General features: G+C 36.6%; 19 protein-coding genes. 6 read left to right on the top strand and 13 right to left on the bottom strand.

What is annotated here, in order from left to right:
• Nucleotides 1–52: 52 nt before the first annotated feature.
• The 9 genes from CVT18_RS02610 to pyrE form a co-directional block, all read right to left on the bottom strand.
• Complete coding sequence (locus CVT18_RS02610; RefSeq protein WP_103628471.1) at nucleotides 53–877, bottom strand: SEL1-like repeat protein; 825 nt, start codon at nucleotides 875–877, stop codon at nucleotides 53–55.
• Between the two features lie 8 nt (nucleotides 878–885).
• Entirely contained in the window at nucleotides 886–3,501 is a 2,616-nt protein-coding gene (ccsA, locus tag CVT18_RS02615) for a cytochrome c biogenesis protein (protein WP_103628472.1), read from the bottom strand.
• A gap of 14 nt (nucleotides 3,502–3,515) precedes the next feature.
• The gene (gene nrfD, locus CVT18_RS02620; RefSeq protein WP_103628473.1) at nucleotides 3,516–4,481 is read right to left on the bottom strand and encodes an NrfD/PsrC family molybdoenzyme membrane anchor subunit; all 966 of its coding nucleotides are present in this window, start codon (nucleotides 4,479–4,481) and stop codon (nucleotides 3,516–3,518) included.
• A 1-nt stretch (nucleotide 4,482) separates the two neighbouring features.
• Complete coding sequence (locus tag CVT18_RS02625) at nucleotides 4,483–5,154, bottom strand: 4Fe-4S dicluster domain-containing protein (protein WP_021090331.1); 672 nt, start codon at nucleotides 5,152–5,154, stop codon at nucleotides 4,483–4,485.
• 20 nt (nucleotides 5,155–5,174) lie between these two features.
• Nucleotides 5,175–5,933: an FKBP-type peptidyl-prolyl cis-trans isomerase gene (locus CVT18_RS02630; RefSeq protein WP_072595292.1), complete on the bottom strand. Its 759-nt coding sequence runs from the start codon at nucleotides 5,931–5,933 to the stop codon at nucleotides 5,175–5,177.
• A gap of 44 nt (nucleotides 5,934–5,977) precedes the next feature.
• The gene (locus CVT18_RS02635) at nucleotides 5,978–8,044 is read right to left on the bottom strand and encodes a multiheme c-type cytochrome (RefSeq protein WP_087578086.1); all 2,067 of its coding nucleotides are present in this window, start codon (nucleotides 8,042–8,044) and stop codon (nucleotides 5,978–5,980) included.
• Between the two features lie 96 nt (nucleotides 8,045–8,140).
• Nucleotides 8,141–9,568 (bottom strand): DUF3365 domain-containing protein, encoded by a 1,428-nt coding sequence (locus CVT18_RS02640; protein WP_107824199.1) that lies wholly within the window; start codon nucleotides 9,566–9,568, stop codon nucleotides 8,141–8,143.
• Nucleotides 9,558–10,247: a response regulator transcription factor gene (locus CVT18_RS02645; protein WP_054197345.1), complete on the bottom strand. Its 690-nt coding sequence runs from the start codon at nucleotides 10,245–10,247 to the stop codon at nucleotides 9,558–9,560. Before CVT18_RS02645 ends, CVT18_RS02640 begins: the two co-directional genes overlap by 11 nt.
• Nucleotides 10,248–10,491: 244 nt before the next feature.
• Complete coding sequence (pyrE, locus tag CVT18_RS02650; protein WP_107824200.1) at nucleotides 10,492–11,100, bottom strand: orotate phosphoribosyltransferase; 609 nt, start codon at nucleotides 11,098–11,100, stop codon at nucleotides 10,492–10,494.
• Nucleotides 11,101–11,219: 119 nt separating this feature from the next.
• Here pyrE and CVT18_RS02655 point away from each other — a divergent pair, with 119 nt between their 5' ends.
• The 3 genes from CVT18_RS02655 (at nucleotide 11,220) to thyX (ending at nucleotide 15,934) form a co-directional block, all read left to right on the top strand.
• On the top strand, nucleotides 11,220–12,587 hold the full coding sequence (locus CVT18_RS02655; protein ID WP_107824201.1) for a Na+/H+ antiporter NhaC family protein: 1,368 nt from the start codon (nucleotides 11,220–11,222) through the stop codon (nucleotides 12,585–12,587).
• 121 nt (nucleotides 12,588–12,708) lie between these two features.
• Nucleotides 12,709–15,186 carry a flagellar hook protein FlgE gene (gene flgE, locus CVT18_RS02660; protein ID WP_107824202.1) on the top strand — a complete coding sequence of 826 codons (2,478 nt, stop codon included), beginning with the start codon at nucleotides 12,709–12,711 and terminating at the stop codon, nucleotides 15,184–15,186.
• 118 nt (nucleotides 15,187–15,304) lie between these two features.
• Nucleotides 15,305–15,934, top strand: a complete 630-nt coding sequence (thyX, locus tag CVT18_RS02665; protein ID WP_107824203.1) for an FAD-dependent thymidylate synthase — start codon at nucleotides 15,305–15,307, stop codon at nucleotides 15,932–15,934.
• A gap of 52 nt (nucleotides 15,935–15,986) precedes the next feature.
• Here thyX and CVT18_RS02670 read toward each other — a convergent pair whose 3' ends face one another.
• The 4 genes from CVT18_RS02670 to ruvC form a co-directional block, all read right to left on the bottom strand.
• The gene (locus tag CVT18_RS02670; protein ID WP_107824204.1) at nucleotides 15,987–17,093 is read right to left on the bottom strand and encodes a DNA adenine methylase; all 1,107 of its coding nucleotides are present in this window, start codon (nucleotides 17,091–17,093) and stop codon (nucleotides 15,987–15,989) included.
• Between the two features lies 1 nt (nucleotide 17,094).
• The gene (gene luxS / locus CVT18_RS02675) at nucleotides 17,095–17,610 is read right to left on the bottom strand and encodes an S-ribosylhomocysteine lyase (RefSeq protein WP_107824205.1); all 516 of its coding nucleotides are present in this window, start codon (nucleotides 17,608–17,610) and stop codon (nucleotides 17,095–17,097) included.
• 134 nt (nucleotides 17,611–17,744) lie between these two features.
• Nucleotides 17,745–18,434: an MOSC domain-containing protein gene (locus CVT18_RS02680; RefSeq protein ID WP_107824206.1), complete on the bottom strand. Its 690-nt coding sequence runs from the start codon at nucleotides 18,432–18,434 to the stop codon at nucleotides 17,745–17,747.
• A 17-nt stretch (nucleotides 18,435–18,451) separates the two neighbouring features.
• Nucleotides 18,452–18,931, bottom strand: a complete 480-nt coding sequence (ruvC, locus tag CVT18_RS02685) for a crossover junction endodeoxyribonuclease RuvC (RefSeq protein WP_180996827.1) — start codon at nucleotides 18,929–18,931, stop codon at nucleotides 18,452–18,454.
• Nucleotides 18,932–19,053: 122 nt separating this feature from the next.
• Between ruvC and dnaA the strand changes: the two genes are divergently transcribed.
• The 3 genes from dnaA to gyrB all read left to right on the top strand — a co-directional run bounded on the left by dnaA (nucleotide 19,054) and on the right by gyrB (nucleotide 23,916).
• Nucleotides 19,054–20,364 (top strand): chromosomal replication initiator protein DnaA, encoded by a 1,311-nt coding sequence (dnaA, locus tag CVT18_RS02690; protein ID WP_054195855.1) that lies wholly within the window; start codon nucleotides 19,054–19,056, stop codon nucleotides 20,362–20,364.
• A 154-nt stretch (nucleotides 20,365–20,518) separates the two neighbouring features.
• On the top strand, nucleotides 20,519–21,592 hold the full coding sequence (gene dnaN / locus CVT18_RS02695; protein ID WP_103628482.1) for a DNA polymerase III subunit beta: 1,074 nt from the start codon (nucleotides 20,519–20,521) through the stop codon (nucleotides 21,590–21,592).
• A gap of 14 nt (nucleotides 21,593–21,606) precedes the next feature.
• A complete protein-coding gene (gyrB, locus tag CVT18_RS02700) occupies nucleotides 21,607–23,916 on the top strand; it encodes a DNA topoisomerase (ATP-hydrolyzing) subunit B (protein WP_103628483.1) in 2,310 nt (769 codons plus the stop codon).
• Nucleotides 23,917–23,918: the final 2 nt, after the last annotated feature.

The raw sequence follows: 23,918 nt of genomic DNA on the forward strand, positions 1-23,918 counted from the left end.
ATTTTTATATTACATAAGCCTTAAATGCCACTGGCTTGGCTCCGTCAAAGCATCAATGCTTTCCTAAAATTTCTAAATTCTCGCACGCTTCTTTTAAGCCATTTTTGCAGCTTCTAGTAAAAATTTCACGTGCTTTCTCCACGTCCTCTTTCACACCTTTGCCCTCAGCTAGCATGATAGCGTAGTTATTGCAGCCCTTTTCATATCCATATATACACGCTTGCTCATAAAGTTTTGTGGCTTTTGTGAGGTTTTGATCAACGCCTTGTGCATAAACATATAAAAAGCCAAGATTATCACACCCTATGCCAGCTTCGTTTGCGCAAGCCATTTCGTAGTTTACTTTGGCTTTTGCATAGTCTTTCTCGACACCTTCACCCTGCGCGTATAGATAGCCAAGGTTACTACATCCTATGCCATCCCCTGCCTTGCAAGCCTTTTCGTAAAGCTCTTTTGCCTTTTTAAGATCCTTTGTCACGCCGGTGCCATTTGCATAAAGCAAGCCAAGTTCCGTGCAACCCTCATTATCCTTACAAGCCTTTTCATAAAATTTAACTGCTTTTGTTAGGTCTTTCTCCACACCTTTGCCTTTTTCATAGACGTAGCCAAGGTTGCTGCAAGCCATAGAGAAATTTTGATCACAAGCTTTTTCATAAAGCATAGCCGCCTTTGCTTCATCCTTTTTGACGTTGCCATCACCTCTGCTGTAAAGCACAGCTAGATTATAGCAGCCTGATGCCTTTTTCTCTTTGTCGCAAGCATCTTCATAAATTTGTGCTAGCTTGTTGTGATCGTCTTTTGCGCTTAAAGCCTCTTTGATATAGCCAGCATTTAATAGCCCCAAACAAGCAAACAATAAAACCAAACTCTTTTTCATCATATCTCCTAAATCTCTTTTATATCCTTACCTCTATAAGCAAAGGCGATTAGCAAAGCCAAGAGCATTAAAAGTAAATAAAGCAAATTTGAAACGCTAAATCCATCGCCATTTGCGTATGAGTGAAGTCCGCTTAGATAGAAATTTACACCAAAATAGGTAAAAATAACTGAACCAAAAGAGAGCACACTAGCTACTAAAAAAGTAAAAATATTTTTTAATCTTGGGATAAATCTTAAATGAAGTGCAATAGCATAAATAATTATCGTAATGTACGACCAGCTCTCTTTGCTGTCCCAGCCCCAGTATCTACCCCAGCTCTCATTCGCCCAGACGCCGCCAAGGAAATTTCCAATAGTTAGCAAGCTAAGTCCTATGATGAGGCTTAGCTCATCAGTTGCAGCGAGGTATCTTATCTGCTCACTAAGCTTTTGCTCGTTTTTTTGGTTTTTTATAGCCATTAAAAGAAGCCCAAGAAGCCCGAGCACAAAGCTAAAGCCCAAAAAGCCGTAGCTTGCTGTGATGACACTTACATGCACGCTAAGCCAAAATGACTTTAAAACTGGGACTAGATTTGTTATTTGTGGATTTATAAAATTTAGATGAGCTACAAGCAAGCTCACACTTGCAAAAAGTGAAGCAGCTCCAAGAGCAAAGCTTTGATGTTTAAAAAATAAAACTCCAGCTAGTACGCTTGCAAGCGAGATATACACTAAGCTCTCATAAGCATCACTCCAAGGTGCATGCCCTGAGATATAAGCACGAAGAGCTAAATTTAGCAAATGCACCACAAAGCCAAAATAAAATGCAAGGCTAAGTGCTTTTTCAAATCTAAATTTCTTTCCAGAAAATAGCCTATAAAAGCCAAGAGCAAGCGAAACTAGCCCAAGGATCATGTAAAAATATATAAGAAATTTAAAAATTTCCATTTGATTATAAAGCACTTCAAGCTCCACCTTTGCCTCGCTTGGTGCAAGAGAGCCTAGAGTGCTTCTTTGATAGCTTGAAATTTTCTCCAAGCTCTTATCAGCTCCCTCACACTCGCCACTTTTTACGCAAAGGCTTAAATTTTCTATATAAGCGCCTAAAACACTTTTAAACTCGCTTGAAATTTCGCTTGAGCCAAAGGCTTCATTTACGCCTAGCCAAGTTAATTTATCACCATTTTTAGCTGGGATAAATTTTAAAATTTCTCCCTTTAATGCAAGATATAAGACATTTAATCTCTCGTCAAATTTGATAACATCGTTGTCAAATTTATCTCTTTTTGAGGCGGATTTTTCATTTGCAGCTTCTACAAATTTAGCCAGCTTATACTCGCCATTTTCATTAAAAATGTCGTTAAAACTAGCAAATTTCTCATTAACTCCCAAAAGCTCGCCCACACGCTCACTTGTGATCTTTACTATCCTTTTATCCATCCACTCTTTTGGCAAGATGGCAAAAGAGAGCATTAGCTCCTCGCTACTAAGCCCAAATAGCGTAGTTTTGGTTGAAATTTTACTTATCACAGCTCTAGAGTAAGAGCCAGCTGGAGCGATTCTGCTATCAGCCTGAGTCAAAATTTTGGCAAATTTGCTTGCATGAGCATCTAAATTTTTATTATTTTCATTAGCAAAATTTGGAGTAGCATTTAAAAGCAAGATAGCCAAAAATGCAATTTGCGAACATTTTATAAAATTTAGTAGCCTAAAAAAACGGCTCTTTTTGCTAAATAAATTTGTCATAAAGCCAAGGCAAAGCAAAAAATATCCTATGTAAGTTGGGATTTTGCCAGGATCACGGCTGATCTCAAAAGCGCTTCCAAGCTCATCAGGATCGTATGAAGACTGAAAAATTTTATAGCCATCAATCGTTAGTGGATTATTTAGCGAGATGTCGTACTTGCCGCCAGCGATACTTACTTTACTTGTATAAGATGATGGAGTATTTAGCCCTGCATATCGCTCCAAAATGAACTCATCAAGTTTTAATGAAAATGGTAAATTTAAAGCCTTTGAGCTAAAGTAAAATTTCACCTCTTGCCCACCAAAACTTAGTACACTAGGCTCTAGCTCATATCCGGCTCCGCCTTTTAGCTTAACGCTCTTTTTTTCGCCGTTAAAGCTTATTTCTAAACTAAGCGTAGCAGGAGCGTTTTTCTCATCTTTTTTATATCCAAGCAAGTTAATTATAAATTCTTTGCCGTCTATAAATTTTTTAAACTCAAAGTCGTTTTTACCAAACAAGCTTAATTTTAATGGATAACTAAAATTTTCTCCAAGCATTTCGACTATAAGATAAGGCTTTACGCTTTGCATGGTGTTGCCGCTCTCGCCAACTCTTAGATGTAGCACGCCCTCTTCGCCAAAATACCTTGTAAGCGCAGCCCCGATGAAGATAACGATAAAAGCAAGATGTATCAAAAATGCGCCAAATTTTTTATACATCTTGGTTTTTACGATACTAATGGCTAAACAAATGGCACAAGCAAACATAACACACTCGTACCAAAGCGCTTCGTAAACAAGCACTCTGGCCGTTTGTGTGTCATAAAAATTTTCTAAAAAGGTCGCAAGTCCTGCACCAAAAGCAAGAATAAATAATAATATCAAAGACAAGCGGTAGATATTTAAAATTCTCATCGCTCGCCTCTACTTTAAATGCTATAAGTTTGTCCCGCATAAAGTATAAACACCCTAAGCAGTAAAACACCAATAACAGCCGCTAATGAACTGATATAAAAGCTAAATTTTAGGCTAGCTACTTTTTTGCCAAATGCAAAATTTAAAACAAAAGGCACAATAAAGCCAACTAGCACAACACCAAGCCAAAAGAAATTTGCCCAAATACCGCTATAAAAAGCAACAGCTGCATTTTGCTGATAACTTGAACCAAGTAAAAGCGATACAAAAAGCATTAAAATGAGTAAAATTTCAGCTCCCAAAACGCTAAATTCTACGCTATGAAGCGAATGAAGGTCGCTTGAATGTGGATCTTCTTTAAATAAAGCTGCTGCGACCAAGCTACTACCACTTATGCCAGCACTTAGTCCTGAAGCTATAAATAAAGCTGGAAGCACAGCTGTGTTTAAGAGTGGAAATCTAATCAAAACTGAGATCAAAAATCCAGTATAAGCACAAATTATTACAGCAAAAATAAGACAAATACGACTTAAAAATGGATAAAGCGGTATTAAAATTTTCATTATTAGCGCAAAAAGAGTGCTAAAGGATTTTAAACTTTTGGCTAAGAAATTTGAAATTTCATCATTAAATGCATAAAGGCACATCAAAAAGCTAAGCGGTATAAATACACAAAGTCCAGCAACACCGATAGACATAACTGATGTGAAATTATAATTAATCAAAATTTTCCAAAACAAAAGTGGCTTTTCAAGATCAGCTATCAAACAAACCATACCAAGCATGATGCTAACAAATGCTAAAAGCGAAGCAGCCTTGAAAAATGGACTAAAGTTCTCTTGCTTTTTATAGTGTTTTAAAAGTATGGCAGCGATTAGCGCACCACCACTCATACCAGCTAGCAAAAGATAAACAGCGATCGGCCAGCCCCACTCTACTCCATGCGAAAATGTTGCAGTAAAATTTAATGCACCATCCATCTTACACCCCCATTTTTACTTTAGGAATATATCTAAGGCTTGGTTTTGTGCCAAGCTCTGCTCTTAGCCTTATGCTATCTTTTACGGCTAGTAGCTTACTGATGTGCGAATTTTCATCGTTAAGATCACCAAAGACGATCGCCTCATATCTACAAGCTTCTACGCAAGCTGGTTCTTTTTCGTCCTTTAAATTTGTATCTACGCAAAAGTTACAGCTTTGAGCTGAGTGCGTAACCTTATCGATATATCTCACATCATACGGACAGGCTACGATGCAATATTTACAGGCGATACAATCATCTATGTTTGTAGTTTGTATGCCAGTTTTTTCGTCTTTATGACAAGCCTTGGTCGGACAAACAGCTACACAAGGCGCATCGACGCACTGCTGACAAGATACCCTTACAAATCTTTTATCGAGTAAATTTTTAGGATTAGTCTTATCTTCTATAAAAAGTCTCATCTGCCCTTTTGGGACTAAATTTACCTTTCTGCAAGCTATCTCGCAGTCTGTACAGCCAACACATTTATTTTGGTCAAATATCATACCAAAATGTGGTTTTTTTACACTTTCTTCACTCTTAAAAGCAAAACCACTACTTGCCGCACCAGCACCAGCAGCCACAACTACCATGCTTTTTAAAAAGGCTCTTCTATTTTTTTGATTTTGCATTTTTAACTCCATTTTTTATCTTAATGAGGCTTTTTGATGCCCTCATTTAGTTCTTTTTCGTGAATTTTCTTTGCAGCCTCGGCTAACTCACCTGGCTTTAAGACCTTAACAAGCTCTATCTCAAAAACGATAGTCTCGCCTCCAGGTATGCCCTCCATGCCGCTATCGCCGTACGCAAGTTCTGGCGGGATAACAAATTTAAACTTATCGCCCTCTTTCATGAGCATTAAGCCCTCTTCAAGACCTGGGATCAAATTTAGCATAGAAAGATGAGCTGGAGCCTCTTTTGTCTCATCAAAGACCTTACCATCGATAAAGCTAGCTTTGTAGTTTGCTATGATGATACTCTCTTGTTTTGGAGTCGCTCCCTTTTTGCTTGATTTTAAAATTTCATATTGCAATTTTGATTTTGTCGTTTTTACATTTTTATTTTTTGCATTTTTATCCATAAAAGCCTTGCCTTGCTTTAAATTCTCTTTAAGTATGGCGGCTTCTTTTTCTTTTACTATCTTGTCTAAATTTTCAGCTCTTTTGTTTAGTAGCTTTGCTATCTCATCATCGCTTAGTTTTAGCTCTCCTTTTAGTGCATCACTAAAACCTTTGATAACGGCCTCAGCATCGTAGCTAATGCCTATTTGTTTTTGTTCAAGTAACCCTTTTAAAACATATCCACCACTTGTTGCTCCCATAGCATAAGACTCATTTGAATCTACATTTGCAAGCAAACCAGAAGCACTTAAGCTAAGAAGTAGCGTAAATTTTAAAACCTTATTTTTCATATCAAACCCTTAAGATTAAAGGGGCTAAAACTAGCCCCTAAATGCTATAAATTTTTATTCAAAATTCTTTGAGCTTCTTTTATATACTCTTTTGATGCATCGAGTTTTTGTTTAGTAAATTTAAATCCGTGCATACCCCACGAACCATCTTTTTCAACCATATCGATGATCTCTTGAGCATTTTGGATAAGCTCATAAACTCTTACTTTATCACTTGCATCAAGTTTTTTAGTCTCAAGTAGTGAGTAAAGTCCTTCAATACCAATCTTAACTTCAGAGAATTCATTCTTAACTGGAGTTTGCCATCCCATAACTTCATCATAAACTTGTTTTTGGTTTTTGAAGTGAAGTGTTGGTTTTAGCTCAGATAGTACTGGGCTGTGGCAGCCTTTGGTATCTTTCATGTCTTTATCAGCCCAAGATGTTCTAGCGCACGCCCACATCAAGTCAACGTAGTTATGGCCATTTTTATCTCTTTCAAAGTGCCAATCTTTAGCATCTCTTGGACCTTTAGCAGCATCGCCTGGTACTAGAGATTTCTCTTTTGGATCAACCATGATCTTCCAGATGTGAGATCTTCTTTGAGTATCAAAGCCAGCGTTGTCTTGGAACTGAACAGCGTAGAAATTCTCACAACTCATCATAAATGGCATGTGGCAAGATGCACAAGTGTTATCTTTGTGAGTATCTGCTTTAGATGCGATATATGCTTGAGTCTCGTGGCAATCTTTACACTCTTTTCTAATTTTTGGTTTAGTATAGAATGAGCTTAGATAACCTTGTTCTGAGTTATAGTTCATACCAGTTACGCTCTTATCGCCTACAACTGGGCCTGTGTTATCGTGTGGATCGTGGCAAGTAACACATCTCATACCTTTATCATAGTGAGCCGTAAAGTATGATTGTGAACCCTCAGATCCGCATCCTGGTCCCATTGATTTAAATTTAGAGCTTAAAGAAAGATCAAGCTTGCCGTTGTTAAGCGGATTAGCTCGCATTAAATCTGGGCTAAAGTTAAATCTTTGGTGGCAGCGTTCGCAGTTTGATGTTCTAAAATTTGTAGCCCCATCAAGGTGACCGCCAGCTCCGTGGCACTCCTCACAGCTTACACCTTTTGAGATAGTGTGTTTTTGAAGCTCTTTAGCATTACCAAGTGCTGCGTAAAATTCTGCTTTTGATTTGAAATCAAATTTAACTGGGTGACAAACTTCACAATATGATGAGTTCGCTTGGAAAAACATCGACTTTTTGTGTTTTGCGGCGTATGAAGCTAGACCTCTAACATATCCGCCATTGTCGCCATACTCTTCAAGAGTGCCAGGAAATTCTGGGACAAGCTCTTTTATCTTTTTAACAGTTGCGTCGTCTAAATTTAACGCCCATGTTCTTTGCCATTGGTTACCACCAGCTACGATCTGACCTGTGCCATCTCTTAGCAAACCGCCCTCAACGTAGTAAGTACCACGAAGTAGCCACGCATCAACGTAGCCCATTTTTGTTCTTAAGTGACCAACAGTTGCATAGATAACATCTGGAGTGATACCTTTTGGAAGGATAGAAGCGGTATCTTTGTCAAATACTGGCTCAGTTAGGTTGTTATTAACCTCTGGGTGCTCGCCAGGGAAACGCATAGTAGTTGCGTGGCGAGATCTGCTCCACACTTCATACTGGGCTGGGTGACACTCACCGCACTTTTCTGGACCTACAAATTTGTTAGGAAACTGAAGTGATGAAGTGGCTGGAATTCTATACATCATAGAGCTATAGCCCTTACCGCCATCTCTTTTACTAAGCTTTGACATATCAAAGCCATGTCCCTCGGCAAGCCACTCTAAGCCACGGTCATGAACGACCATTTTACCGACGGTTTTACCACCATATTTTGTAAAAATAGGGTGGTTTTTAAATAACCAGTTATACATCTCTTGCTCTTCTACGACGTAGTCTTGCAAGGAGATAACACCTCTACTTTGCAGTGTGCCTTTAGGATTTGCGATAACATCACGTGCTTTATCGGACATCTGCATATTATGCTCTTCGCAACAGGCTTGTGAAGCGAAGATGCTAACACCCATGAGCAAACCAGCTAAGGCTTTTTGTAGATTTCTCATGTGCCCTCCTTTAAATTTTTTATCCTAAAATCAAAATGATTTCATACTGATAATACTAACACCAAAAAAGGGTAGAAAAGGGGGAATTTTAATAAATTATAAATTTTCGAAACTAATTGTAAATGTAATACTATTTTCATCTACATTTCTAGCAAAGATTAGGGCGTTATTTTTGCTAGCGATTAGCCGGCTCATATATAAACCAAGCCCACTGCCAGACTCTTTCGTGCTAAAGTGTGGCTCAAAGATAACCTTTAAAAACGAAGCTTTTATCGCTCCTGCATTATTTTGCACGCATAAATTTTTACGATTATCTTTTACAAAAGTATAAATTTTTATTACTCTTGGCTTTACATAGCTTTGTTTAAATGCATCTTTTGCATTATTTATAATATTTATTAAAATTTGGATTATTTCATTAAAATTTGCAAAAATCGTAAAATTTTCTCTTATATCGATCTCTATTTCGATTTGATATTTCTTAAGTGAGGCGTTTAGAATTTTTATAGTCTGATTTATCACTTCCTCTACGCTAAACTCCCTTTTTAAAGTATTTGGCTTAAAAAAGTTTTTAAAATCATCAACCGTTTCAGACATGAAATTTATCTGTTTGCTAGTCTCTTCTATAAACTCATAAATTTTTGCTTCATCAAGCTTTTTTCGCTCCTGATAGAGCTCTAAATTTATTAAAGCTGAGCTGATTTGAGCTAAAGGTTGCTTCCACTGATGTGAGATATTGCCTATCATCTCGCCCATTGAGGCTAGGCGGCTTTGATGTATCATTAGCTGCTCGGTCTGCCTTTTACTCTCTTCTCCGCGCCTATGCATCTTATAAACAAGTAGTAAAAATATCCCAAATACAAAGGCTATCGCGCTCATTATGATGACAACCTCTTTTAAATGGTAAGAAAAAATGGCACGTAGTGGGATTTTAAAAGATAGCATTGCCATCATCTCACTTGCTTCAGAAATTTTTCCATTTGAAATTTCATAACGATCTAACATCTGTTTTGGAGCACTTTCGCTATTGTGACAGGCTAGGCAAGATGTATTTTGACTTTTTATAGGAAGCCCTACAAAAAATTGTGAGCCGTTTTCATCTTTTATAATCTTTGAAAACTCACTAAATTTATTCTCTTTAAAGCCTCTTAATACCTGCGCTTCAAATTCATTTGGCTCATGAGCTTTATTTAAAGGTGCCATGGCGACTAGTTTGTAGTCAAAGTCAAGATTGTATTTTTTCTTTTGGATATTATAAATTTCACGGCTTATATACGAAGATGAAAGCAATCTCTCATCAAAAAAATCCTCTTTTATAATGCCCTCATGCTTTAGCTGCTCTATTAGCGGACGCTGAACGCCTGCAATGTATTCTCTTACAGAATTTATACTCTCAAGCACATAATACGCCTCTTTTTTGGCATCTTTCATTGCAAGATTATTATAAAAATTTAAAACAAGTGCGGATATTAAGAGATAAACAAAGATAAAAACACTAACGATTAGCTGAAATTTATATTTCACAAAGATAACCTACACCGTATAAATTTTTAATCACATCTTTGCCAAGCTTCCTTCTAAGCTCTTTTACGATCGTCTTTATCGCCTCTTTGCTTGGCTGCTCATACTCCCAAATATAATCAAAAATTTGTTCATAAGTTATAGTTTGATTTTTGTTGTTTAAAAAATACTCTAAAAGCCTACTTTCACTCTTACTTAGATGAGAAATTTCACCATTTATATAAAGTACTTTTTTGCCAAAATCGTATTCTAATTCATCATTTAGCCTAAGAGTCGGCTTACGTCCAACAAGCTCTAAAGCAACGTCTTCTAGGGCTTTTATAAATGATTTTTTATCATATGGCTTTGCAAGATATCTTGTGATCTTTAGCTCAACTGCTCTCCACAAATACTCTTGCTCGATGTGGCTTGATAAGATCACGATAGGAATTTTTTGATTTATAGTTCTTACTTTTTTAGCGATCTCTAGCCCATCGATATTTGGCACGCTTATATCAAGTACTAAAACATCATAAGCATCGCTCATCGCTAGCTCAAGTGCATCATAGCCATCTGTTACGCCATTTACCTCGGCAAAAAATAGTTCCAAAGAAGCACAAATATTTTTTAAAATCGCCTCTTCATCTTCAAGGCAAAGGACCTTTTTATTTGATAAAACGTCTAAAATATCATATTCTTGCATAGCTTCATCTCGCTTTTTGAGCAGATATTATCACTTGGTAGCTTAAAAAATAAGATTATCTAAAAAATAATTCATACCAATATAAAAAACAGATTACTTTTAAAAATTAAACTATAAATTTTTGTTGAAATGATTTGAAGTCTTGATTAAAATTTTCTATGAATACTATTTTTGGATTTTTCTAAAAATTTTAGCTATCGATCAATTTAAAAAAGAAAGATAGCTATATTTATGGTATTAAATTTTAGTTGCCTCTGCTTCCAGGTTTGATCGCTTTGCTTCCATTTTTACAAAGTGGGCAATGCTCAGGCTCATAAATTTCAAACTCAAAATTTCCTAAAGCAAAAAACGGCTTATCGCTTGGTAGTTTGGCATTTGGTTTAGCCTTATTGTCTAAATTTGCAACCTTACAAAAGCCACGATTCGCAAGTGCTGCAAAGCCAACTACCTCACCACCAAGGCTCTCTATCACGTGCGCTGCTTCAAGTGCCGAGCCGCCAGTCGTGATGATATCCTCACAAATGATAAATTTCTCGCCTTTTTTCACTTCAAATCCGCGTCTTAAGCTCATCACTCTATCAACTCGCTCTGTAAAGATAAAACGCTTCTTTGCTGCGCGAGCTAGCTCATAGCCAGCTAAAATTCCTCCAAGTGCAGGCGAGCAAACGCTATCAAATTTAATGCCAAATTTCTCTATCACACGGGCAAGCTCATCAGCTAGCTTTCCAGCCAAAGCTGGATTTTCAAGCACCTTTGCGCTTTGGAGATAAAACTGCGAGTGATTGCCACTGCTTAGTAAAAAATGTCCCTCTAAATATGCCCCAGCCTCTTTATAAATTTTCTCTAAATCCATCGTTTTTTCCTTTTAAAATTTACTCAAAATCTTAACACAAGCCCACTTAAGCCACTCTTTTTAAAATTTAATAAGCCACACATTTGTATAATCTCTCAACACTCACAAAAAGGACGCTCATGCTTATATTTAACCCTGTTGTTTTTAGCATTTTGGTAATGACGATACTTTGTCTATTGCGTTTTAACATTTTGCTTTCTATCCTTATCTCTGCTCTTGTTGCGGGAGTAATGTATAAGCATGGATTTAGTGGATTTGAAAGTGGCATTGCAGGTGGGATCGATAGCCTCTTTACAGCCCTAAAAGAGACTACACAAAGCCTCATAAGCGGTATGCAAGGCAATCTTGAAACATCGCTTAGTTATATTTTGCTTGGTGCTTTAGCAGCCGCCATCGCAAATACAAATTTAACTGCTATCTTGATAAATGCTTTGAGTAAATTCCTTAGCTCAAATAAAGTGATTTTTATACTAACTATCGCATTTATAGCGTGCTTATCTCAAAATTTAATCCCAGTTCACATAGCTTTTATACCTATTTTGATCCCACCACTTCTTGCTATTATGAACAAAATGGGGATAGATAGACGTGCAGTGGCTTGTGCTTTGACATTTGGTCTTCAAGCACCTTATGTAAGCCTTAGTGTTGGCTTTGGTCTGCTTTTTCACAATATCTTAAAAAAAGAGCTAGCAAATAACGGCATAACCACATCTATTTCTGATATATCTTCTGTTATGTGGATAGGTGGTGCTTCTATGCTTATCGGACTTATCCTCGCCATACTTTTTTATGGTAAAAAAAGAGACTATAAAACTTCAAAATTTGAAAAAGAAGAGCTTGATGAGATCGAGCGCGCAAAAAACCTTGAGATGACTAAAAAGGAGTGGGCAGTTTTAGCTGGTGCAGTTGTGGCTTTTGGTGTGCAAATTTATACTGAGCTGCTACCTCTTGGCGCACTACTTGGACTTTTGGTTATGGTCGTTTTTGGCGGTATCGAGTATAAAAAAGTAGATAAGATCATGGACAATGGCCTTGCTATGATGGGATTTATCGCTTTTATCATGCTAGTTGCTGCAGGTTATGGCACTATCTTAAGAGAGAGTGGCGGCATAGACGAGCTTGTAAAATACGCTAGCTTGGTATCTGGTGGCAAGATAGGCGGAGCATTTTTGATGCTACTTATCGGTCTTTTAGTCACGATGGGCATAGGCACTAGCTTTGGTACTATTCCTATTTTAGCTTCTATCTATGTGCCACTATGCGTTAGCCTTGGCTTTGGCGTACCAGCCATCATCTTGTTAGTTGGTATCGCTGCAGCTCTAGGAGATGCTGGAAGTCCTGCAAGTGATAGCACACTTGGGCCAACAAGCGGTCTAAATGCTGATGGTGAACACAACCACATATATGATACTTGTGTACCTACATTTGTATTTTTCAATATCCCACTTATCATCGGTGGCATCGTTGGAGCTATGATACTTGGATAAAATTTGGCGTTAATTACGCCAAATTTCTTTTTATTTCTTCTACTTTTTATCAATATAAATTTTTGGAACATCTTTTGCTTTTGAAAAATATAAAAATTTAAAACGCAAAAAGGATAAGTCAATGATGAGATCACTTTGGTCTGGTGTTTCAGGCCTACAAGCCCACCAGATAGCCATGGACGTAGAAGGCAACAATATCGCAAACGTCAATACTTATGGTTATAAATACAACCGTGCAAATTTTGCTGATATACTAAGCCAAACTCCAAGAGTCGCTACTGCTCCACAAGGTCAGCTAGGCGGTCAAAATGCTATGCAAATAGGTCTAGGAACGACTATAAACTCAACTACAAGAATTTTCTCACAAGGCACACTAACATCTACTGATAAGCAAACAGACCTTGCACTTCAAGGAAATGGTTTCTTCGTCGTATCTCCAGATGGCGGAACAACAAGATACTATACAAGAAATGGTGACTTTGTCCGTGATAAAGCTGGAAATTTTGTAAACAATAGTGGCTATATCGTTCAAGGCTGGACAAGAGATGAAGAAACTGGCACTATCGACTCAACTGGACCGATAAAAAATATCGTAATAAAAGAGGGTCTTACTACTCCAGCAAGAGCAACAACAGAAGTAAAGATAAAAGGCAACCTTGACTCAGGCAACACCATCGGTCAAAGAAGCACGCCTATTTATTCACTAGACTCTGTTGCTGGCGGACGTGACTATAACAATGACGGGATTTTAGATCCAAATGAAGTCCACAATGAAAATGATGTAAATAATGATCAATTTTATACAAACTCAAGAAAAGAACAAAGCTTAACAGAGCGTGGTGTAGATCTAGGTGTTACATTTGATGAGCTTGGAAATGGTCTTGCTTTAAGAGATGGACAAGGCATCTGGGTGAGCTATGCAAATGCCAAAACTGAAAAATTTACTATAGGTAGTGGATCACCAAATAATGTTGGTTCACTTACTAATGGAACTGCAAAAAAATTAAATATAACATTAAATGGTGTAAATATAACCGGAGATGTAACAAACATAAGTGATGTTGCTGCTGCTATCAATGCTCAGTACAATAAAACTGGTGTTAGAGCTGAAATTTCAGAAGGTAATAAACTAACACTTATAAATAGAAATAATTCTGGCACTACAAAAGAGACAAAAAATATTCACTTAACTGTCAATGCTGGTGATGAATTAGTAGCAGCAACGACAGCAATGGGAGTACCTCCAGCAGATGCCGGTTTAAAAAATCGAGATATTATCACAGCTTATCAATATGTCTATACGAGCTCACAAACAACAGCAGTTCACGAATATAATGATGCGAAAGAAAGACAAGTAACTACAACAGAAGATCTTCGTGCTGCTATGCAAAAAGATGCAAGGAGTTACGTTGACTACAATGGCGACGGTCAAATAAGAGTAAACTCAGCTGTACCTAATGCTATAAAACAAGCAACAGAAGCTCATAATATAACTCCGGGTACTGGTGGAGCAGCTATAGCTGATACAACATGCCAAACAGCTTATAATACAGCATATGCCGCTGCTACTGGTACCCCAGATCAAAAGCACGCAGCTGGTATTGCAGCACTTAAAAAACTTGCTGATGATTTAAATGATGGCACAAAGATTACTGTAAATAAGCTAGGTCAATTTCAACTAGAAAATCCATCAAATGAAGTAGCAGATCATGCACTTTATATGACAACAACTGGTCTTACAAAGCCAGCTCAAGGTACAAATAATTCAGCTGTAAATGAAAATGTTAGACTTACAACTATTATGAAAGCACTTGATGGCGCACTAAGCCCAGGCCAAGCTCTAAGAGCAAGTGGAAAGATGATGATGTCAAGCCACGGCTCAACGGCAGAAATTTTTGACTCACTTGGCTCAAAACACACAGTTAGTATCAAATGGACAAAGACAGGTACTACAACAGATGGCGGAACTGAGTGGAGCATGGTTATACAAGTACCAGAGCCAGCTAAGATAAACTACACAGGTGAAGGTCCAGATAACGTTATAACTGGAACAGCTAGATTTAACGCAAATGGCTCACTTGCAAGTTTTCATCCAGCAACGATAACATTTTCAGCTAACAACGGCTCACAAAGTGGCCAAAACATTAGTTTAAATTTTGGTCTTGGAACTGATTTTAACGGCTTAACAAGCTTTGATAAAGACTCATCAACTGAATCAATCTCGCAAGATGGCTACACAGGCGGCACTCTAAACGGCATAAAAATAGATGAGACCGGAACGATAATAGGCTCATTTTCAAATGGTCAAAGCTTTGGCTTAGCTAAAGTAGCACTTGCTACCTTTACAAACAACGAAGGTCTCCAAAGTGAGGGCGGAAATGTCTTTTCACAAACTGCAAACTCAGGTGAAGCAGTCATCGGTGCAGCTGGTACAGGCGATAAGGGAACGATCGCAGCTTCAAAGCTTGAAGCTAGTAACGTCGATCTAAGCCGTGCGCTAACAGATCTTATTGTTATCCAAAGAGGTTTCCAAGCAAACTCAAAAACGATCACAACAAGCGATGAGATGCTAAATACACTTCTTCAATTAAAACAATAATAACTAAGACTTTTACAAAAGGGAGCGTTTGTCTCCCTTTGAAATTTATGCTTTAAATTTACAAATAAAATCAGCCTTCTTTTTGTAAAATGTTAAAAAATTTTACAAAAGAGAAAAAATGCAAGTAACACTACTAAATCATACTCCACTAAATATCTGCTCTCACGCTATCCGCACATGCTGGCAAAGCTTTGAAAAAGGTGATAACGGCGGCGAAAAAGATATTGAGCTAATAGATAGAGTAGGCAATAAATTTAAACACGCTTCGACCTTAGAGCACCTATACTATAACTTTTACATCCAAGGCATCTCACGAGCACTACTTCAAGAGTTAGCTCGCCACCGCTTAGCGAGCCTAAGCGTCAAATCAACTCGCTACACACTAAAAGAGCTAAAAAAAGAGGAAAAATTTGAAGTAGGGCAGTTTGAGCGTGCGGCTAAATTTATCGTGCTAACAAATGATGAACTAGTCGATAACGCAAGCATAAAAGCACTTGAAAATTTGCGTGAAATTTTAGCCTCAACTACAAAAAGCCTTGATATAGTTAAATACTGCTTGCCAGAGTGCTATAAGACAGAGCTTACATGGAGTATAAATGCTAGAAGCTTGCAAAATTTCATCTCTCTTAGAAGCTCAAAATCAGCTCTTTGGGAGATAAGAAATTTAGCAAATGCCATCTACGATGTCTTACCTGAAGAACATAAATTTATATTTGAGAGATGTTTGCCAGAAGATGAATCAAACTAACATTTGAGTTAGTGCCGTTTGTGGTTTAGAAGTGATGAAGCGAGAGCTAAATTTACTTTTTTAAAACGTAAAGAAGTTCGTCTACGTGGATGTTTCTAGCTTTTAAATTTCTGCTACCACGGTAGGCGTTGTATTTTTTACGAAGCAGATGAACCTTGCCCATTTTGTTTAAATTTTTATCAAATTCATCTTGATTGATAAAGCCTTCTGAGTTAAATGAAATCAGAACAAATTTCGCCTTTAAATTTGCTATCAGCTCGAAAAATGCCTCGCTTGCTGACGATTTTTTATTAAAGACTGATCTGTTCCAGTCCTTTGCGATGCCTGAAACTTTTGAAATATTGTTTGGCTCTTCATAGCTTGCGATGAGATTTAGCATGAAGTAGTTTGAGCCGTATGGGTGCTGATTATAAGGCGGATCAAGATAAACTAGATCAAGCCCATCAAGCTTTTTTGCTAGTAAATTTGCGTCCTTTTGATAGACCTCAAAAGGTACGTTAAAATTTGAGAAAATTGGCTTAGCTAAATTTATATCAGAAGTGATCCTTGAGATGGCATTTTGCCCTTGTCCTCCAAACTGGCCGATGCCATCTTTATTTTTATGAAAACCTTTAAAAATTCCACTTGTATTTGCATGTACACTTGCATTATAAAGTAGTGGAGCTATGAAAAATTTTCTCATCTCAGCCGGCATTAGCTCATCTATGAGCCTTCTTGCGGCGTCAATGAATATGGCATTTTTCCTAGTATAAAAGACTCTCTCGCCCTCGGTAATATTTTTATCATCTTGCGGAGCGTAAAGCCTTGTTATAAAGCCTTCAGAAAGGTTATTTTTTATCTCTTTTTCAAGCTTTTTTTGCCAGAAATTTATCTCATCTCTTAGCTCATTTGTGGCATTTTGCAAGTAGCATGAGTTTGTTATGAAGCTGTAAAGCTCCAAGTCGTTTGCGACTAGGAATTCACTATTTTGCTTTAAAAACCTAGCCACCACACCACTTCCGCTAAAGAGGTCGCAGCAGCTAAGCTTCTCTTTTTTAAGCTCGTCTTTTGCGTATTTTACACCTAGATCTATAAAGCCTAAAAGAGAGCGTTTATTACCAAGATAGGTTAAAATTTGCTCTTTTAAATAGGCTTGATTTTCTTGTTTAGCTAGCTTCAAATCAGTGCTTTTTTAGTCCCATAGCATCAACGTCAAGTTTGATCTCGTCGTTATTTATGATAACTAAGCCAAGATCAAGAATCTTCTTTGCTATGGCATGAGCTTCATCAAGAGAGTGCATCTTATAAGTACCACATTGGAATTTATTTAGCTCTGGGATTTTATCTTGGTCTTTGACTTCTAAGATGTCTTTCATAGAGGCAAGCCATGCTTTTTTTACAGCTTCTTCGCTAGATGTGCCAATGACACTCATATAAAAGCCAGTCCTACAGCCCATCGGCGAGATGTCTATGATCTCTACGCCGTTGCCGTTTAGATGGTTTCTCATAAAGCCAGCAAAAAGGTGCTCTAAAGTGTGAGTGCCCTTTTCTGGCAAAATTTCTTCATTTGGCTTGCAAAATCTCAAGTCAAAAACACTGATATCATCGCCTTTTGGAGTTTTCATACTTTTTGCTAGTCTTACTCCTGGGGCTTGCATTTTTACATGATCTACACAAAAACTATCAAGTAATGGCATATCTTCTCCTTTAAATTTTTGGTAATTCTAGCGTAAAAAATGTTTAAAATTTAAAGGCTCATACAAAATTTCAGATAAACCTTGTAATATCTGAATGTTTGTGAGTATTAAAATAACAAAACTTTTACTTACTATTATAAATTTCTCATATATTCCGTACTATAAATACCTTGAATACGTCTTTCCATGTCACCATACCAACTTTTTGGAAGAGTGGTAAGAGAATTAAATTTCTCTAGTAAATTTAAATTTTTACTTGGAGCGCAAAAAAGTCTATTTACTTCTAAAATGCTCATATGAACTGGATCTTTTTCTATAACTTCTATCACGTCGCCCACTTTGCACGATCCTGGTGTTATTACGCGGTAGTACCAGCCAGTAAGACCTGTTTCAAAGATGTGAGTAGCCATATTTTCATTACCCCATCTTTTTGAGAGCTTAAAGCATGGTTTTCTAGGCTGCGAGACTTGAAGCACAAGCGAGCCAATCTTATGGATATCGCCCAAATAAACGCAGCTCTCATCAAGCCCATCAACACATAAATTCTCCCCCATAGCTCCATAAGCTAAATTTTTAAATCCTAAAAATTTCTCCCACTGGGCATAGTTTGCAAACGAATTTGCAAATATAGCTTTTTCAGGGCCGCCATGGTGCTTTGTATCAGCAACACTATCACCCTCAAAGCCAAGTTCATTTGCAAAAATTTCACCATTTTGAGCTACTTTAAATATAGCTGAACTCCATGGTGTATTTAACTTATCAGTTGCACTTTGCGAGCCATAGTTTTTCACCTCGCCAATTAGTAATGCTTTTACTATTGCCATCTTTTTCCTATCAAAATTTAGCTTATTCTTAAATTATTTGCATGAGTTAGTGCGATCGCGATCGCATCGGTGATATCAAGCGGTTTTATCTCTTTATTTATTCCTAAAATTTTCTTCACCATAAATGCCACTTGCTCTTTATCAGCTTTAGCCTTGCCAGTGACAGTTTTTTTTACCTGAAGCGGTGTATACTCGGCAAAATCACCATGAAGCTGTAAAATTTTAAGGCTAAGTGCCCCTCGAAACTGAGCAAGCTTTAAAACCGTTTTTGGATTGTAGGCAAAAAATATATCTTCGATCGCGACCTCGTCAAATTTATGGTTTTTAAAGATGAGATCAAGCCCCTCGCAAAGCTCGGTAATCTGATATTGGAGTGTGTTTGGTTTTATTTTTATGAGTCCTGCTTCAAGAAGAATAGTTTTCAATTTATTTTTTTCAAGTATTGCATAACCACAATTCTTCGTACCTGGGTCGATTCCTAAAATTTTCATCACTATCTTTTCAATACTTTTTCACGACTTTTTCACGATGTGAAAAAGTTTGTTGGAGTTTAACAAAGGTTTTATTAAAATTAAGATAGTATCACTATAAAAATTCTCGAAATTTAAGGCATAAAAATTTGATAGCAGACGAAATTTTAGAAAATCTTTCAACACAAATTTCACCTGAAGAATACCAAAGTTATATCAAGCAATTAAAATTTAACGAAAAGGCTTCAGACGATCATATTATCGTATTTACTGCACCAAATGAGTTGATGGCTAAATTTATAAATACAAGATATGCTGATAAAATCGCTCATCTATATGAAGTTAGAACAGGCATAAAACCAAATATAGAAATTTCATCTACTAAAAGTAGCAAGGTATCAAAACAAAATCAAATAAATGTTAAGCAGATAAAAACACAAAGCAGCATTTTAAATCCAAGCTACACATTTGAAAATTTTGTCTGTGGAGCTTCAAATCAATACGCATTTTTAAGCGCAAAAGCAGCCGCTGAAAAACCTGGTGTACTTTACAATCCACTTTTTATCTATGGCACAACAGGACTTGGCAAGACTCACTTACTCCAGTCAGTCGGAAATCACTGCCTAAATAAAGGAAAAACCGTTATTTGCGTAACTAGCGAACAATTTATGATAGATTTTACCAGTCACATAAATAACCACTCAATGCCAAAATTTCGTGAAAAATATAGAAACTGCGATGTTTTACTAATAGACGATGTGCAGTTTCTTGGTAAAACTGATAAAATCCAAGAGGAATTTTTCAACACATATAATGAACTTTTAGCAAAAAATGGTCAAATAGTTATGACTTCAGATCGACCTCCAAAAACGCTAAAAGGCTTTGAGGATAGGATGATTTCAAGATTTGATAAGGCTTTTATGGCTGATATTACGCCGCCTGAACTTGATACAAAGATAGCTATCATCATCAAAAAATGCGAGTTTGATAAAATCGATCTAAATAAAGAGGTCATAAACTACATAGCTACAAACATGGGAGATAATATCCGTGAGATCGAGGGAGCTATCATAAATTTAAACGTATTTAAAACTCTTATGAAAGAAGAGATCACACTCGATCTTGCAAAAAGTATATTAAAAGATTTGATCAAAGAAAAACGTGAAAATATAAATTTCGATACTATCGTTGAAATAGTTAGTAAAGAGCTAAATATCAAACAAAGTGATATAAAAAGCAAATCAAGAGTTACAAATATCGTAGAAGCAAGACGAATCATCATATATCTTGCAAAGATGCTTACAACAAACTCAATGCCACAAATTGCAAACTATTTTGGTATGAAAGATCACAGTGCCGTTAGTCATAATATTAAAAAGATAAATGAGCTAATACAAACTAATGAAATTTTTAGTCTAAAAGTTACTGAATTAAAAAACAAAATTTTGACAAAAGGATAAAATACAATATGAAATTTGTGAATAAATGTGAAAAAGAAAATATAATTTTTCACATTTCAAATAGCTGTATTTCGGTGTTTAAAAGCACTTTTCACTTTTTAACATCACCTACTAAAACAAAAAAATTAAATTTAAAAATAGAAGGAAGTTTTTAATGAAAGTTTTAATAAACAAAAATATGCTTGAAAGCATAGTAACAAATACAAACCCATATCTTGAAAAAAGAGATCTTAGTGCTATAACTTCTCACATTTATATCTCGGCAAAAGATGGAGTTTTAAACATAAAAGCAACTGATCATGAAATAGGTCTAGCATATAAGCTAAGTAATGTAAAAATCGTTGATGAAGGTTACGCAACTGCAAATGGTAAAAAACTACTTGACATTATAAAAAGTCTAAAAGACGAAGAAGTAATGTTAGAAACTGTAAATAACTATCTTTATATAAAACAAAAAAACTCAAAATACAAACTTCCAATGTATAAATTTGAAGATTTTCCAGAGTTTCCAACGATTGAAGGTAAATCAAAATTTGACGTTGACGCTGTTATGTTAGGAAGAAGTTTAAAGAAAATTTTACCAAGTATTGATAGCAATAACCCAAAATTTGAACTAAACGGAGCTTTTCTTGATATTAAAAAAGACTTTATAAATATCGTTGGTACTGATACAAGAAGACTTAGTGTATTTAGATTTCAAACACCAACTGAAAAAGAATTTTCACTAATAATCCCTAAAAAAGCTATCAATGAAATACAAAAATTATTTTTTGACAAGATAGAAATTTACTATGATGAAAATATCTTAATCGCTCAAAGTCAAAATTTTGAATTTTTTACAAAACTTATAAATGGTAAATTTCCAGATTACGAGCGTGTAATACCAAAAGAGGTAAGAAAAAGACTTCAGCTAAGTAGAGATAAGATGATAGAAGGTATAAAAACTATCTCAATGCTAAGTGATACAATGAAAATATCTTTTGCAAAAGACAATATAACATTTGAAAGTGTTATAGAAGATAATTCTGAAGCAAAAACTACGATAGATTATCAAACTGGTTTAGAGCTTGGAGATGAATTTTTCATAGGTATAAAAAATAGATACTTGCTTGATTTCTTAACTAGTATCGAAGATGAAAATTTTGAGCTTGGATTTAATGAAAGCTCACTAGCATTTGTTGTAAATTCAAAAGAATTAACAACAGTAATAATGCCGATAAATTTATAAGATAAGGCAAGATTATGGAAAATAATTACGGCGCAGAAAATATCAAAGTACTAAAAGGGCTTGAAGCGGTCAGGAAACGCCCAGGCATGTATATAGGCGATACTAACATAAGTGGTCTTCACCATATGATCTACGAAGTAGTTGATAACTCTATCGACGAAGCGATGGCAGGATACTGCGATACGATAGATGTTGAGCTTACACGTGAGGGATCAGCGATCATTAGCGATAATGGCCGTGGTATCCCAGTGGATATGCACCCAACTGAAAAAATTTCAGCTGCGACTGTTGTTTTAACTGTGCTTCACGCTGGTGGTAAATTTGACAAGGACACTTATAAGGTCTCAGGCGGTCTTCACGGCGTTGGTGTATCTGTCGTAAATGCCCTTTCTAAAAAGCTAGTCGTAAATATCAAGCGTGATGGCAAGCTTCACAGACAAGAATTTGCAAAAGGTATCCCACAAAGCGATCTTGAAGTCATAAAAACTACAAACCGTACAGGCACGCAAGTCGAGTTTTGGCCAGATGATAGCATATTTGAAGTGACTGAATTTGACGATGAAATTTTAGTAAAAAGATTTCGCGAACTAGCATATCTAAACCCAAAGATAACTATAAATTTCAAAGATCAAAGAAATGGCAGAAGCGAGAGCTTTCATTTTGAGGGCGGACTTGAGAGCTTTGTAACTGATATGAACAAGGCAAATGCTGTCAGTAAAGCGGTCTCATTTAGCGGTGGTGAAGATGACGTACTTGTTGATTTTGCACTACTTTACAACGACACTTATAGTGAAAATTTACTAAGCTTTGTAAATAACATCAAAACTCCAGATGGTGGTACACATGAGGCTGGATTTAGAGCAGGCCTTACAAGAGTTATCACAAACTACGTTCAAGCAAATGCTGCTGCACGTGAAAAAGATACAAAGATAACTGGCGAAGATATCCGCGAGGGACTTATCGCAGTTGTTAGTGTAAAAGTGCCAGAGCCGCAGTTTGAGGGACAAACAAAGGGTAAACTAGGCTCAAGCTATGTAAAACCTATCGTTCAAAAGATGGTTTTTGATGTGCTTACAAAGTATTTTGAAGAAAATCCTATCGAAGCAAGAGCGATAATGGATAAAGCTCTAATGGCAGCTCGTGGTAGAGAAGCCGCTAAAAAAGCTAGGGATCTAACTCGCAAAAAAGAGAGCATGAGTGTAGGCACACTTCCTGGCAAACTAGCTGATTGTCAGAGTAAAGACCCAGTAATTAGCGAGCTATACCTAGTGGAGGGCGACTCTGCGGGCGGTTCTGCAAAGCAAGGACGTGATAGGGTTTTTCAAGCGATATTGCCGCTTAAGGGTAAAATTCTAAATGTTGAAAAGGCAAGACTGGATAAAATTTTAAAGTCTGATGAGATAAAAAATATGATAACAGCGCTAGGGTGTGGCATCGGAGATGAATTTGACGCTGAGAAGCTTAGATATCATAAGATCATCATCATGACCGATGCCGACGTCGATGGTAGCCACATTCAGACGCTACTTTTAACTTTCTTCTTTAGATTTTTAAATAAAGTTGTAGAAAATGGCCACATTTACCTAGCTCAGCCGCCACTTTACCGATATAAAAAAGGTAAGAAAGAAATTTATCTAAAAGATGAAAAGGCATTAAACGAATTTCTTATCGAAACTGGCATAGAAGGTGTTGATATAGAGGGTATCGGAAGTGCTGATTTGATTGATTTCTTAAAGATCGTTGCAGCTTATAGAAGCGTCTTAAAAGAGCTTGAAAAACGCTTTAACGTCCTTTCGGCGATCCGCTATATGATAGAAAATCCAGACATCGTCTCAAAAAGCTACAATGAAATTTTTGAAATTTTAAAGAATTTCTTAAAAGCTGAGGGTCACAACATTCTAAACCACTACGTTAGCGATGATGAGGTTAGAATTTATGTCCAAACTGAAAGCGGCCTAGAAGAGCTTATAGTAAATGAAAATTTATTCACAAATCCACTTTACGAAGAGGCACTTTATATCAGCCAAAAGATAAAAGAGCGCGGCCTAGACTTGCATAGTGACGTTATAGACGTACTTGATGAAGTAGAGAAAAATGCTAAAAAAGGTGCATATATCCAGCGCTACAAAGGTCTTGGTGAGATGAACCCTGAGCAGCTTTGGGAGACTACGATGAACCCTGAGAACAGAAGACTTTTAAAGATCGATATAAATGACGCTATAAGTGCTTCTGATACGTTTAATCTCTTCATGGGCGATGAGGTCGAGCCAAGAAGAAACTACATCCAAGATCACGCAAAAGACGTTAAACACTTGGATATTTAAAA

This window comes from Campylobacter concisus (assembly GCF_003048405.1).
In the GTDB taxonomy this organism is placed as follows: domain Bacteria; phylum Campylobacterota; class Campylobacteria; order Campylobacterales; family Campylobacteraceae; genus Campylobacter_A; species Campylobacter_A concisus_Q.

Excerpts from the sequence above, each read along its gene's own strand:
- CVT18_RS02610 (WP_103628471.1), bottom strand. The coding sequence starts at position 877 with ATGAAAAAGAGTTTGGTTTTATTGTTTGCTTGTTTGGGGCTATTAAAT.
- ccsA (WP_103628472.1), bottom strand. The coding sequence starts at position 3,501 with ATGAGAATTTTAAATATCTACCGCTTGTCTTTGATATTATTATTTATT.
- nrfD (WP_103628473.1), bottom strand. The coding sequence starts at position 4,481 with ATGGATGGTGCATTAAATTTTACTGCAACATTTTCGCATGGAGTAGAG.
- CVT18_RS02625 (WP_021090331.1), bottom strand. The coding sequence starts at position 5,154 with ATGCAAAATCAAAAAAATAGAAGAGCCTTTTTAAAAAGCATGGTAGTT.
- CVT18_RS02630 (WP_072595292.1), bottom strand. The coding sequence starts at position 5,933 with ATGAAAAATAAGGTTTTAAAATTTACGCTACTTCTTAGCTTAAGTGCT.
- CVT18_RS02635 (WP_087578086.1), bottom strand. The coding sequence starts at position 8,044 with ATGAGAAATCTACAAAAAGCCTTAGCTGGTTTGCTCATGGGTGTTAGC.
- CVT18_RS02645 (WP_054197345.1), bottom strand. The coding sequence starts at position 10,247 with ATGCAAGAATATGATATTTTAGACGTTTTATCAAATAAAAAGGTCCTT.
- pyrE (WP_107824200.1), bottom strand. The coding sequence starts at position 11,100 with ATGGATTTAGAGAAAATTTATAAAGAGGCTGGGGCATATTTAGAGGGA.
- CVT18_RS02655 (WP_107824201.1), top strand. The coding sequence starts at position 11,220 with ATGCTTATATTTAACCCTGTTGTTTTTAGCATTTTGGTAATGACGATA.
- flgE (WP_107824202.1), top strand. The coding sequence starts at position 12,709 with ATGATGAGATCACTTTGGTCTGGTGTTTCAGGCCTACAAGCCCACCAG.
- thyX (WP_107824203.1), top strand. The coding sequence starts at position 15,305 with ATGCAAGTAACACTACTAAATCATACTCCACTAAATATCTGCTCTCAC.
- luxS (WP_107824205.1), bottom strand. The coding sequence starts at position 17,610 with ATGCCATTACTTGATAGTTTTTGTGTAGATCATGTAAAAATGCAAGCC.
- CVT18_RS02680 (WP_107824206.1), bottom strand. The coding sequence starts at position 18,434 with ATGGCAATAGTAAAAGCATTACTAATTGGCGAGGTGAAAAACTATGGC.
- dnaN (WP_103628482.1), top strand. The coding sequence starts at position 20,519 with ATGAAAGTTTTAATAAACAAAAATATGCTTGAAAGCATAGTAACAAAT.
- gyrB (WP_103628483.1), top strand. The coding sequence starts at position 21,607 with ATGGAAAATAATTACGGCGCAGAAAATATCAAAGTACTAAAAGGGCTT.